Raw genomic sequence first — 13,850 nt, forward strand, 5'->3', positions numbered from 1 at the left:
GTTATCCTTATAAAGACAAATTTCAAATAATTATGAAAAACATTGATAATATTACTTTTGCATAATTTATAAAATCAAATTTGAAAACCTTAAAGCAATAACCAAGGGATTAGTCTGCTCTTTTTTAGGTTACAACATAAGATTTTGAGTTGGTATCTTATTAAAATTATAATCTTTGGTTCTATTGTTAATGAAACCAGAACTTCAGATATAAGATTTTACCTTTTAACATTAATTTTCATCATAATTCATTGAGTTATGAATAATTCAGGATAAAAATAATGTAAAAAAAGATAAAATCAAATAGAAGGAATAATCATACAAATATAGAATAATATAATAGAACACTATAATAATTAATGAACTCTAAAATTCAGGGGGGCTAATATGGTACTTAAAAAAATATCCAATAATAAAAGTAAAAGATTGAAGAGAAGAGTATCATGGGGGAGTAATTTAAATATTAAACTTAAATTGTTAATAGGTTTTTTGATATTAAGCATTATACCTATTTTAATTATCAATATTTATTCTGTGAGAAGTTTCAAGGAATCTATTGAATATAATGTAGGTAGCTTTACTGAAAAATTAGCAAAAAAAGATTCAAAAATACTAAGTAGTAAAATAAAAGAAGTAGAAAAGGCTTCGATTCTTGTAATAGCAGATCAGAATTTAATGGATAAGATTAAGAGAGAAGAATTTGAGACGGAATACGATAAGTATAAAAATGAATTAGAGATTGAAAGATCTTTTGTTTCAATGATCGTATCTTATAGAGAAATAAAGTCTATAACCCTTTATAAAAATGGTGAAGATATAATAAGCACAGATAAGAAGAATGAGTTGATAGATTTTATAAAATCTGGAAAATTTAAGAATTCTGACATATATGAGGAGATTATGAAATCGAAGGGAAAAGTCTATTGGGTTACTGGACTTATGGACAAATACGATAAAATATATTTAATGAGGGCAGTAATAGATAACTTTAAACCAGTAGGGATTATTGCATACGAAATAAACCTTGCAACAATAGAGGAAATGTATGATGATGCTAATATAGGCGAGAATTCCAAAACTTTGATAATAGATAGCAAAAACAATATTATCTATCATGGAAATAGGGACTATATTGGCAAACCATTAGATGAAATTTATGTAGATAGCATTGCTAAGCATAAAGAATTAGATAGTTTTATTTTGAATAAAGAACTTGTGGTATATAGCACCTATAGCAATGGATGGAAACAGTTAACTGCGGTTTCACTAAACTATCTGTTAAGGCAAGTATATGATATTAGGAAGATAATGATGATTATAGGTGGGGGATGTATAATATTTTCTATAGTGGTAGCTGTATACTTTGCTTTAGGGATTTCTAAACCTTTAAATAAAATATTAGATCTTATGAAAAAAGTAGAAGATGGAGATTTGACTGTTTATTCGGATATCAAAGGTAAAAATGAAACAGGTAAGCTATCTAAGGGTTTTAATAATATGATAGACAGTATGAGATTACTTATAAATGATACTAAATCAACCTTTAAGTCAGTAAATGATACTACAAAATCATTAAATGATATAGCAGAGCAATATTCATCGTCATCTCAACAGGTGGCAGCTTCAATGGCACAAATAGCAGAAGGTTCATCCCAGCAGGCAAAGGAAGCAGAGGACGCTGCAAATGTAATGGGACATTTATCGGATAGAATAGATAGCATGGTAGAAAATATAAGAGAGGTAAAAATATCCACAGACAAAGCTAAGGAAACTGGTAATAATGCAGCAGGGATTGTAAAAACCCTTTATGAAAAAACTGAAGAATATGCTAAAATATCAGCATCTACAAAGGAAATTATAGGAAAGCTAAGGGATCGTGTTGCAGAGATAATCAATATAGTTGAATTGATTCAAAATATAAGTGAACAAACAAACTTATTAGCATTAAATGCAGCTATAGAAGCCGCTAGGTCTGGAGAATCAGGTAGAGGATTTGCAGTTGTGGCCGATGAAATAAGGAAATTAGCTGAGGAGTCAAAGGCAGCTTCAAATAAGATAACGGGATTAGCAAATAGTATAAATGAAGATGTTGAAAATACCGTAAAAGCAGTAGATAAAGGAGAAATAATTTTTGGAGAGCAGCATTTTGCAGTATTTGATACAGATACAGCATTTAATGATATAAAGGCTTCTATTGATAATATTATTAAAGAAGTAGATGAAGTACACAATGCAGTTGAAGATATAATGGAATATAAAAATAAAACAATTAATTCTATAGAGAATATTTCAGCTGTTACAGAAGAGTCGGCGGCAGGAACTGAAGAAGTTATGGCTGCAACTGAGGAACAATCAAGTTCATCAGAGCTATTAAAAGATATATCAAAAGAGCTTATTTTATTAGTAGAGAGATTAAATGATTCAATAGCTAAATTTAAATTATAAAATCTGGCAAAAATTTTACATTTTGATGTTTTATATTATGGACAGGAAAATATAGATTATCCTGTCTTTTTTCTTAGACATTAATCTTTTTTTATTCAACATACAATAATTACTAAATATAAAAATATATTACACAATGTTGAGATATAACATAATTGCTCACATATTGATATTATGATAGAATATAATAGATTAAGACTCTTTAAATTTGGAGGTTTAGTATGGGTAAGCTATTTGGAACTGATGGTGTAAGGGGAATAGCAAATACAGAACTTACTTGTGAATTGGCATATAAGCTTGGTAGAATAGGTGCATATATATTAACAAAGGGAAAGAAAAAAGCAAAGATAATTGTAGGTAAAGATACAAGGGTATCTGGAGACATGCTAGAAGCTGCCTTAGTAGCTGGTATATTATCAGCGGGGTCAGATGCAGTATGTCTTGGAGTTGTACCTACTCCAGCGGTGTCATACCTTACAAGAAAATATAAGGCTGATGCTGGAGTAGTAATATCGGCATCCCATAATCCCGTTGAATACAATGGTATAAAATTCTTTAATAGAGATGGATTCAAATTACCTGACGAAGTAGAGGAACAAATAGAGTATTATTTATTAAATAATGAAGATATAGATTATATACCAACTGGAAATGAAATAGGAAAAAAAATTAAAATAGAAACAGCAGTACAGGATTATACAGATTTTTTAAAGACTACTATAGATGTTGACTTAAAGGGAATAAAAATTGCGGTTGATTGTGCAAATGGAGCAGCTTATATTACTGCACCAAAGGTTTTATCGGAGCTTGGAGCAGAAATAAATGTTATAAATCACAATCCAAATGGCTATAACATAAACTATAAATGTGGGTCTACTCATCCAGAGGTTATAAAGGAATATGTTTTAGAAACTGGAGCTGATTTTGGATTATCCTTTGATGGCGATGCCGATAGACTTATTGCTATTGATGAAAAGGGTAATATAGTTGATGGAGATAAAATAATGGCTATTTGTGGAGCTTATTTTATGGAGCATGGCAGGCTGAAAAATAATACACTGGTAGCTACTGTAATGAGCAATATAGGATTAGAAAAAGCATTAAAAGAATATGGTTGTAATGTAGTTAAGACCAAGGTTGGGGATAGATATGTTCTTGAGGAAATGAAAAAGAGTGGATACGTATTAGGTGGAGAACAATCTGGACACATAATATTTTTAGAGCATAATACTACTGGTGATGGACTTTTATCAGCACTTCAGCTTATGGCGGTGGTTAGGAATAAAAATAAACCATTATCAGAGCTTGCTTCTATCATGATAAAATATCCACAGGTATTGAAAAATGCCAAGGTAAGAAATGATAATAAGAAAAAATACCTAGAAGATGAAGTTATAGCATCTAGAATAAAGGAAATAGAAAAAATTTTCCATGGAGAAGGACGTGTACTTATAAGACCGTCTGGAACAGAACCTTTGGTTAGGGTAATGATAGAAGGAAATAATAAGGAAATTCTCGAAAATTATGCAGTAGAATTGGTTGAACTTATAGAAAAGAGATTAGGTTAATAAGGAAATTTTATATGTTGAATGTGATATGTCTACTTGGGTCGATCTGTTTTGACTTTAAAGTCACGACCCTCTAAAATTCAACCAACCTTCAACATTTAAACATGTAACATGAATGTCATCGGAAGGAGTGATGCCTATAGAGTGAGGAAGTAGATAACAATTTAATAATACAAACTAGACTGATATTTTAGTTTAGCTAAAAGTTGTAAAAAGACCTATAAGAATTGACTTACATACTAGTAAATTGGAACTAGTAACTTATATATTATAAAGCGCCTGGACTTAAATCAGATCGGAGAAAGTAGTGATTTAAGTTGACGAGGACAGGGTTAATCGATTAGTCGGCGGGTGCCCTGCGGTGTAGCTCACCACCGATAAAGGCTTTACAAACCCTACAAGTGATTGTAGGAACAAAAAAGTTGGGTGAGATAGGGGTTTTTTATGCTTTTTTTTAAGGAATTTAAAAGGATAAGTAGAGAAAGGTAAGACATTGTTAAAATAATAACAATAATCCATTAAAAATTTTATTGTTTGACAAAAAGGGAGGATTTCATTTATGTGTGGAATAGTTGGATATATTGGAGATAAGAAGGCGACACCTATTTTAATAGATGGACTATCAAAGCTTGAATATAGAGGTTATGATTCAGCGGGTATAGCGGTATTTAAAGATCATGAGATACATGTAGAGAAATATAAGGGAAGACTTAATGTGCTTGCTGATAATGTTAAGGAAAAGGATTATAACGGAACAATAGGAATTGGACATACAAGATGGGCTACCCATGGTGCTCCATCCGATAGGAATTCCCATCCTCATACGAATCAATCTGGGAATATAGCTGTAATTCACAATGGTATAATAGAAAATTATATTAAAATAAAAGAGTGGCTAATAGACGAAAAAAATGTTTGTTTCAAATCTGAAACTGATACAGAAGTAATAGCTCATCTTATAGATTATTACTATGAAGGAGACCTTCTAGATGCAGTATATAAAGCTATAGAAAAAATGGAAGGTGCATATGCCATAGCTGTTATTTGCAAGTCAGAGCCAGATAAAATAGTGGCAGTTAGAAAGGATAGTCCTCTTATCGTTGGAATTGGTAGAGGTGAAAATTTCTTGGCTTCTGATATTCCAGCCATATTAAAGCATACTAGGGATGTATTTTTGATAGAAAATGATGAAGTTGTACTTTTAACAAAGGAAAGAGTAACTATCTTCAATGAACTTAGGCAGGTGCAGGCTAGAGAAGTGTTTCATGTTACATGGGATGTAGAGGCTGCAGAGAAAGAAGGTTATGAGCATTTTATGATTAAGGAAATAAATGAGCAGCCAAAGGGAGTTCATGAAACATTACACAGAAGATTAAACAAGGAAGGCAATATAGAGCTTGATGGAATTCAGATTACAAAGGAAGACTTAGAAAAAATAGATAAAGTATATATAGTAGCTTGTGGTACGGCATATCATGCGGGACTTGTTGGGAAATATGCTATTGAGAAATTTGCAAAAATACCAGTAATATGTGATATAGCATCAGAATTTAGATATAGAGACCCATTTATAGATAAAAATACATTATTTATAGCCATAAGCCAATCAGGAGAAACATTAGATACCTTGGCTGCCCTTAGGGAAGCTAAGAGAAAGGGAGCAAGAATACTTTCAATAGTAAATGTAGTAGGGAGTTCAGTAGCTAGAGAATCCCATGACGTATTTTATACATGGGCAGGACCTGAAATAGCCGTTGCATCGACAAAGGCTTACACTACTCAATTAATTGCTATGTATATGATTGCCCTACACATGGGTATAACCAAGGGTTTATTAAGTAAAGAAAGATATGACGAGATAATAGAAGAACTTAAAGCTATGCCAGAAAAAATGCAAAGGATATTAGATAACTGTACAATAATTCAACAGCTAGCAGATTCACAATTCAACAATGAAAGTGTGTTCTTCATGGGTAGAGGCTTAGATATAGATGTAGCCTATGAAGGTTCACTAAAGCTTAAGGAGATCTCTTATATCAATTCCTTTGCAATAGCAGCAGGCGAATTAAAGCATGGAACAATAGCCCTTATAGAAGAAGGAACACTTGTAATAACCCTTGCAACACAAGATAGACTATATGAAAAGATGTTGTCAAATATCAAGGAAGTAAAGGCAAGGGGGGCTTATGTAGTTGCAATAGCTAAGGAAGGAAATAAAGAAGTAGAAAAATCAGCGGATACAGTTATATATATCCCAGATACCATGGATGAACTTACCCCAATACTAAGTGTAATACCTCAACAACTGTTCTCATACTATGTAGCGGTTGCTAGAGGGTGTGATGTTGATAAGCCGAGGAATTTGGCGAAGAGTGTTACGGTTGAATAGATGAAAGGAAACCGCCTATGAGTTTTGTGTTTTTTTAAAAAAGTTGAACCGTTTTTAAAAAAGTTAAACCGCTCTATGTAAAATTAAATCGTTTTTAAAAAAGTTGAATCGAAATCACTTCTTTATGGTAAGATATTACATAAAGAGGTGATTTTTTTTATGGCCAAAAGGAAAAGAGAAATTACAAAAAGTAGGATTGAAAAACTTATCAAAGAAGGTAGAGGTCATGGCATTGGAGCGGACTATAAGCCTTGGATATTAATACAAGATGTTCCTTCAAACGGAAGGGCAACAAGATTAAAAGGAATAAAGACAAGTAGACAACACGAGTTTCTTTCGGATATGGAAAGAGATTATTTTTATATTATTGAATACTCAGATGGAATAATTGATATAAGAGAGCAATTTCCTTTATTGCCATTGGAAGAAACAGTTTTAATAGCAAAGGAGCTGGGAATAGAACATCCTAAAGATCCTAAAACTGGAGAAAATGTAGTAATGACTACTGATTTTCTTATCACTATAAAAGGCAAAGATGGTGAGTTGATTGATAAAGCAAGAACTATAAAGCAAAAAGAAGAGCTTTGGAATGAAAGGGTTTTAGAAAAGTTTGAAATTGAGAGAAAATATTGGAAAAGGCATGATATAGACTGGGGTATAGTTACAGAAGAAGAAATAGATAAAACCTTTGCTCAAAATATAAGTTATGTACATAGCTATTCTGATTTAAGTGATATAGATTCCTTGAAGGGTTTAGAGGAAGATGTTCTAGCTGATTTAATTGTTGAATTCTTGAAAAGAACTATAGAGCAAAAACATGACATTAGAAAGCTAACAAGTCAATTTGACAAAGATATGTTTTTAGAAAAAGGAACAGGAATATGTATTTTTAAATATTTAATAATAAATAAAATCATTAAAATAAACTTATTTACGCCTATAGATATAAATAGAAAAATTGAAATTGAGTTTGAGCAGGATACTCTATATAAGAAGGTGAATGCATTATGATTATGGAAAATCAAGTATTTCAATATATAGATAAACAAGATGGAGGAAGAATAAGGGTACTATATGTAGATAGTGACAGAGCTTGTTTATACTATGTAAATATTGATTCTGTAACATCAATGCCTAGGAAAGAGACGATAGAAAAAATTGAAGCAGAGATTAAAAATAATCTTTTAGTACAAATAAAAGACCCTTATATAACTACTTATTCAGAAGATAAATTATCTGATTTGCAAAAAGAAAAAAGAGATACAGATTGGGAAATTGTAGATAGCTTTTGGCAATCAAGCAAAGATCAGCTACTAAATAAAAAAGGTAGAGAAAAAAAGATTAGAGAAATAGCCGAAGAAGCTAATCTAAGTATTTTTAAAATAAAGAAGATTTTCAGTAGGTTTTGGCAAAGGGGAATGACTAAAAATGCCTTACTTCCTGATTATATTAACTCAGGTGGAAAAGGAAAAAGCAAGAAGTTAAGCAAAAATAAAGTAGGGAAACCTAGAAAGGTAAATTTAGTAGGGGAAGCTATAGAAGGAATAAATGTAACAGAAGAGATTAAAAAAATATTTGAAGTATCCATTAATAGATATTATAGAAAAAAAGAAAAGCCTTCTTTTAAATTGGTTTATGACTCAATGCTGAGAGAATTCTTTTCAGATAGATATGTTGAAAATGGTGAAGTAAAGTACAAGTTGTGGGATAAATCGAGAATTCCAACCTATCAGCAATTTTACTATTGGTTTAGAAAGCTTCAGAACTTAGAAAAGGATATAACATTTAGAGAAAGTAGCAAAGCCTTTGATTTAAATTATAGACCAATCTTAAAAAACTCTACCATGGAAACAGATGGACCAGGAACAAGATTTCAAATAGATGCAACGGTAGGAGATATATACCTATTAAGTTCTTTAAATAGAGATAGGATTATCGGTAGACCTGTTATCTATGCAGTAATAGATGTATATTCAAGGCTCATAACAGGAATATATGTAGGTTTAGAAGGACCATCGTGGATAGGTGCTATGATGGCATTAGATAATATGGTAGCTGATAAAGTTGAGTTCTGTAAAAGCTATGAAATAGAAATAACTAAGGAGCAATGGTCTTCAAAGCACTTACCAGAGATAATAATTGCAGATAGAGGAGAATTTGAGGGTTACTCTGTTGAAAATTTGACTAATAATTTGAATATAAAAATTGAAAATACACCTCCATATCGTGGCGATCTTAAAGGTATAGTGGAAAGGTATTTTAGAACTACAAATGAAAAGATAAAGCATAAAACACCAGGTGCGATTTTAAAGGAATATAGACAGCGAGGCGATAGAGACTATAGATTGGATGCAACACTGACCTTAGAAGAGTTTACACAAATGTTCATAAAAATGGTTTTGCATCATAATCATAAAATTATAGACAAGTATCCTATGGATAAAGAAATGATATCAGACGAACTAACTCCCACACCTATAAACCTATGGAATTGGGGAATAAAAAATAAAAAAGGAAGACTGAGAGTAATTGATAGGGATATCATGAGACTCAATATACTACCAAAGGGAAAAGCTAGTATTTCAAGGGCTGGATTAAAGTTTAAAAAGCTTTATTATAGTTCTCAAAAAGCTATAGAAGAGCAGTGGTTTGTAAAACCAAAGCATAGGTGGATTGAGATAGTATATGACCCAAGAAATATAAATCAAATATATATTCCAAGTGAAGATGGTAGGCAATATGAAAAATGCTATCTTCTTGAAAAAAGCAAACAATATAAAGACTGTATTTTAGAAGAAATTATATTCCAAGAAGAACTAAAGGAAGAATTAATCGAATGGGAAGCAAATGAGCAGGTTCAATATAATATAGACTTAGATAAGGAAATTGATGACATAATAAAAAAAGCAAAGAAGGAAAAACAAAGAACTGTTACTCAAACTACTTCTAAAGCTAAAAAAACACAAGGAATTAAGGAAAACAGAAAACTAGAAAAAGAAATAAAAAGAATGGAGGAAGCCTTTGAAATAGGTAGAGAAAAAAAGGAAGGGATAGTTAAAGCTTTTAATGGAGCAGATAATAATCAAAATAGCGAAGAAAAAAATACTAGACATTTAACTTTAATGGAAAAAATTAAGAAGCAAAGGGATGAGAAGCTTGGAAAGTAATAATTTAACTCCTTTAATGAAAGGAAACATTGAGATAGCAAATTATAAGGAGCAAGAATTAATAGATTATTCAAATAATCCATATATAGAAGCATTACCCCATATTTTCTCAGATGAAGAAGTGCTTGAACAATTTAGTAGATACCCAATTATTCAGGATAACGAGAGAATAAAAAGTAAAAATTTAAGATTTCACATGATAAAAAGACTTAAAAACTTTATTCTGCCTTTACCAGACCATTTCATGATAGAAAACAAATTGTCTTCAATGATTAGACGAGGATATTTAGCTAGGAATCCACTTGATAAAACATATATTGAAAGATTAAAAATATTAAATGATTTACATTCAGCTAAGAAAGATGAAAGAGAAGAACTATTAAGGAGTAATATGGAACATATACGTTCTACAGCTGACTCTCTTTCTATAATTGGCATTTCAGGGATAGGAAAAACAACTGCAATAGAGCGATTGCTGCTGATGTATCCACAGATCATTAAGCACGAGGAATATAAAGAAAAACCTTTAAGTAGGACACAAATCGTTTGGCTGAAGATTGATTGTCCCTATGATGGGAGTCTATCAACTCTTTGTAAAAGCTTCTTTAAAGCTATAGATGACTTGCTTGGTACAAGATATCTAGAAAAGTATGGATATCTAAATAGAATAACGTCTTCCATGATGCTACATATGACATCTTTAGCAAGTATATATGGTATAGGTATTTTGGTAATAGATGAAATACAGCATTTAATCAATGCAAAGAATGACCCAGAAGAAATGCTCAACTTCTTTGTTACCTTGACTAATACTGTTGGTATTCCAACTGTTTTAATAGGGACCTTTAAAGCACTAAAAGTATTTAAAAAGGAATTTAGACAAGCTAGAAGAGCTGGAAGTGAAGGAAACATCATATGGGACAGAATGAGCAGAGAAAGTGAAGAATGGGAGATCTTTATTGAAACCTTGTGGGAGTACCAGTGGCTTAAGAATAAGACAGAGCTTACACTTGAGATGAGGGATTTGTTTTATGATCAATGTCAGGGAATAACTTCAGTAGCAGTAAATTTATTTATATTGGCACAGGAGAGGGCATTAAATACGGATAGTGAAAAAATAAATAAAAGTATTATTGAGAAAGCTTCACAGGAAGATTTACACATGATTCAGCCTATGATAAAAGCACTTAGAAGTAACAATAGGACAGAAATAGGTAAGTATGAAGATATATCAATAAATTTAGATGAGGCGTTATATAAGCATAAGAGAAACATATATATAGCAGGTAAAATTAAAGAAATGGCTAAGCATCAGGAAAAGTACTTAGAAATAAAAAGATCTAATATGGAAGAAAACTTAATTATAGATGTAAACGAATTAGGAATATTTGATGAATTAACTGAAAAGGATATAGAAAGTCTAGTGAAAAAAGTAGTTGGAAAATTTGGAGTAGATGATGATTATAATATCATTAAAACAACAGCTATAAAAAGGGCTATACAAACCAATGAAGAAAAGAAAATAAAAAAAGAGAGTACCGATAAAGCTTCTTATAAAGAGAACGATTTAAGAAAGATATATCAATTAGCAAAAAAGAAAAAGATTTACGTCTATGAGATGTTAAAACAAAAGGGGTACATTAAAAATCCAGTAGAGGAGTTTTTTAAGGTGGAGTGATAAATGCTGACTTTTTTTACTGACCCCTATGAAGATGAGTTATTATATGGAGCCATATCTAGATATCATTATTATATTGGAAACATAGATTTTAAAGATACTTTAATAGAACTCTTTGGTAAAGATAGCATAGTTCCTACTCTGTTATTATCTACTAATTTAGAATATTTATCAAAGCAATTAGGAGGAAAATATACTCCAAAATACTTTATAAATAACCATACTGTTTTTCCCTTTTATTCACCATTTCTACCCATAAAAAGAAGAAATGAATTAAAGCGAGCTATGAGTACAGGAACAGGTAAAGATCTTTACACAAAGCTGGGTTTAGTTGCAGGTGCTATATGTAGAAAAGATGGTATATATTATTGTCCTATATGCTCAAAAAAGGAAATTAAAGAGTATGGTGAGCCTTACATGCATAGAGAACATCAATTGCAAGGAGTATTGGTTTGCCCACATCATGGAGCTACACTAAAAAAGTACATAATGGACAGAAGAAATTCAAGTAGGATAGAGTTTATAAGGCTTGATGGAAAATTGTTGGATTTTAATGTAGACTTTGAGAAAAGAAAAAACATTTATAATAAGCTATTAAAAATATCAAAAGCAGCATATTACCTATTGAAAAATGATTTATCTAAATTTGGTAAAGACAGCGTGGCAGAGAGATATAAAAAGCTTCTTGATAGCAAAGACTTTTTAACAATAAATAAAAGAATAAAGCAAAAGGAATTGCATAAAGCATTTGTTGATTTTTATGGAAAAGATATATTAGAAACACTTGAATCTAGTATTGATATTGATAATGAATATAATTGGCTGAAGGTTATTTCAAGAAATTCTAAAAGAACTGTTCATCCTATAAGGCATATACTTTTTATTCAGTTTTTAGCCAATGATATAAAGGAGTTTTTTAATATAACAAAGGTGTGCTGTGAACCATTTGGTAAAAGCCCTTGGCCCTGCTTAAATTCTGTTTCTCCTCATTATAAAAAGGAAATTATTACAGATTTAAAAATAACACCAGATTATAAGACTAGACTTCCAGTTGGAACCTTCAAATGTGATTGTGGTTTTATTTATTCAAGAAAAGGGCCAGATAAAACACCAGAAGATAGATATAGGATAGGTAGAATAAAAGAATTTGGACATATATGGGAGTCTAAGCTTAGAAGCTACCTACAAGAAGGGAAATATGGACTAAGAGAATTAGCTAGGTTAATGAAATGTGATCCAGGTACAATAAAGAAATACGATAAAAAATTAGGAATCAACTATTTTAATGAGGTACAAGATATAAAGGATGAGCCTAAAAAGATTTTAGAAGAAAATGAAGCAATAGATATCGAAGCTTATAAGAAAAAAATTAAAGAAGTTATTAAGACAAATCCAGAGCTGTCTAGAACTGAAATTAGAAAGTTATGTCAGAAGGAATATACATATCTATATAGACATGATAAAGCTTGGCTATATAAGAATCTTCCAAAGAAAAAAGACAAGCGATATAGTAATTCTAAAAATAGCCATAGAGTTAACTGGGATTTAAGAGATATAGAGATTTTAGATAGAATTGAAGAGCAGTACAATAACTTATTAGCTAGTGAAGAGCTTGTAAGAATAACTAAATCGATTTTAGGGAAAGCTACTGGACTTTTTCCTATGCTGGATAAAAAAATAGATAAGCTACCAGAAACAAAGAAATTTTTAGATGACCACCTAGAAAGTGTACAGGCTTTTCAGTTAAGAAGGTCTAAGAAAATGATAGATCAAAAGCTTGACCATAATGAATATATAAAGCTATGGGAAATTCAAAGAATGGCAGGTATCCGATCAAGTCATTTTAATAATATTAGATATTGTCTTGAGGACTATATTGAAAGGGGGACTAGACATTAGTAATACAGATTTTGAAAATGTTTATTTGAAAGATTGGCCTTTTGAGAAAGATGAAAAGGTAAAGCTATACTGGATGGATAAACCCTATAAGCAAAATAATAAGTGGGTTTTAGATTCGTATTTTAAAGGAAAGGGTGATATAAAGAAGCTTACACTAGATTGGGCAACTATTCACTTCCTAGCAATTGGCATATATTATACAAATGGAAATTTGAATAGCTGTGAAGTAAAGAAAGATGCACATATTGAGGATTTAGATCTAAGTTGCATTGATTTTAAAATGATAGAAGATTGTTTAGAGATAGAATTAGAAGGATTAAAAAAGAAAATACCCACAAAAGTATTTGTGGGATCACTGGTGTTGCATAAAAAATAAAAACAAAAGTCAAGGAAAAAAACAGAAATTTAGGGATTTTTTTGCCAGATAAAATATGATAAGATAAGTGATAAGATAGTCCTTGTTCAAATTTTCTAATGAAAAGACAGAAAGAAAAAATGAACAAGGATAAAAAAACAACACTTGATTTTATCATAAATCTCTTAAAAAAATCTTTAAAAATTTTAAAAATTTTGGGTATAGATAAATATGTTAAGAAATTTACTGTTTCTAAATGTATTGCTCTTATGATATATGCACAAATAGAAGAACTTGAATCACTTAGAGATATTTCATCTACTTTTAATAGCTGTGAGGAACTAAAAGA

The 13,850-nt window shown here is 30.8% G+C and carries 9 protein-coding genes; all 9 read left to right on the forward strand.

The features are described 5' to 3' along the window. Positions 1-387 precede the first annotated feature (387 nt). Positions 388-2,445: a methyl-accepting chemotaxis protein gene (locus BUB36_RS16680; RefSeq protein WP_073152904.1), complete on the forward strand. Its 2,058-nt coding sequence runs from the start codon at positions 388-390 to the stop codon at positions 2,443-2,445. A gap of 221 nt (positions 2,446-2,666) precedes the next feature. Further along, complete coding sequence (glmM, locus tag BUB36_RS16685; RefSeq protein WP_073152906.1) at positions 2,667-4,013, forward strand: phosphoglucosamine mutase; 1,347 nt, start codon at positions 2,667-2,669, stop codon at positions 4,011-4,013. A 559-nt stretch (positions 4,014-4,572) separates the two neighbouring features. Beyond that, on the forward strand, positions 4,573-6,402 hold the full coding sequence (gene glmS / locus BUB36_RS16690; protein WP_073152909.1) for a glutamine--fructose-6-phosphate transaminase (isomerizing): 1,830 nt from the start codon (positions 4,573-4,575) through the stop codon (positions 6,400-6,402). Positions 6,403-6,561: 159 nt separating this feature from the next. Then, positions 6,562-7,413: a heteromeric transposase endonuclease subunit TnsA gene (locus BUB36_RS16695; RefSeq protein ID WP_073152912.1), complete on the forward strand. Its 852-nt coding sequence runs from the start codon at positions 6,562-6,564 to the stop codon at positions 7,411-7,413. Continuing rightward, positions 7,410-9,569: a Mu transposase C-terminal domain-containing protein gene (locus BUB36_RS16700; RefSeq protein ID WP_073152914.1), complete on the forward strand. Its 2,160-nt coding sequence runs from the start codon at positions 7,410-7,412 to the stop codon at positions 9,567-9,569. The genes BUB36_RS16695 and BUB36_RS16700 overlap by 4 nt, the downstream gene beginning before the upstream one ends. 16 nt (positions 9,570-9,585) lie before the next feature. Beyond that, entirely contained in the window at positions 9,586-11,247 is a 1,662-nt protein-coding gene (locus BUB36_RS16705; RefSeq protein WP_242655887.1) for an ATP-binding protein, read from the forward strand. 3 nt (positions 11,248-11,250) lie between these two features. Continuing rightward, positions 11,251-13,146 carry a TnsD family Tn7-like transposition protein gene (locus BUB36_RS16710; protein WP_073152920.1) on the forward strand — a complete coding sequence of 632 codons (1,896 nt, stop codon included), beginning with the start codon at positions 11,251-11,253 and terminating at the stop codon, positions 13,144-13,146. Continuing rightward, positions 13,124-13,522, forward strand: coding sequence for a hypothetical protein (locus BUB36_RS16715; RefSeq protein ID WP_073152922.1), 399 nt, complete (start codon positions 13,124-13,126; stop codon positions 13,520-13,522). The genes BUB36_RS16710 and BUB36_RS16715 overlap by 23 nt, the downstream gene beginning before the upstream one ends. A 98-nt stretch (positions 13,523-13,620) precedes the next feature. Further along, positions 13,621-13,850: DUF4372 domain-containing protein (locus BUB36_RS16720; protein ID WP_131821324.1), on the forward strand; the 230-nt coding region annotated here is incomplete at its 3' end.

The sequence above is a fragment of the Paramaledivibacter caminithermalis DSM 15212 genome, from assembly GCF_900142245.1.
Lineage (GTDB): Bacteria > Bacillota > Clostridia > Peptostreptococcales > Caminicellaceae > Paramaledivibacter > Paramaledivibacter caminithermalis.

Bases quoted from the DNA above. Each gene is read 5' to 3' on its own strand.
- BUB36_RS16680 (WP_073152904.1), top strand. From the start codon at position 388: ATGGTACTTAAAAAAATATCCAATAATAAAAGTAAAAGATTGAAGAGA.
- BUB36_RS16695 (WP_073152912.1), top strand. From the start codon at position 6,562: ATGGCCAAAAGGAAAAGAGAAATTACAAAAAGTAGGATTGAAAAACTT.
- glmS (WP_073152909.1), top strand. From the start codon at position 4,573: ATGTGTGGAATAGTTGGATATATTGGAGATAAGAAGGCGACACCTATT.
- BUB36_RS16705 (WP_242655887.1), top strand. From the start codon at position 9,586: ATGAAAGGAAACATTGAGATAGCAAATTATAAGGAGCAAGAATTAATA.
- BUB36_RS16700 (WP_073152914.1), top strand. From the start codon at position 7,410: ATGATTATGGAAAATCAAGTATTTCAATATATAGATAAACAAGATGGA.
- BUB36_RS16710 (WP_073152920.1), top strand. From the start codon at position 11,251: ATGCTGACTTTTTTTACTGACCCCTATGAAGATGAGTTATTATATGGA.
- glmM (WP_073152906.1), top strand. From the start codon at position 2,667: ATGGGTAAGCTATTTGGAACTGATGGTGTAAGGGGAATAGCAAATACA.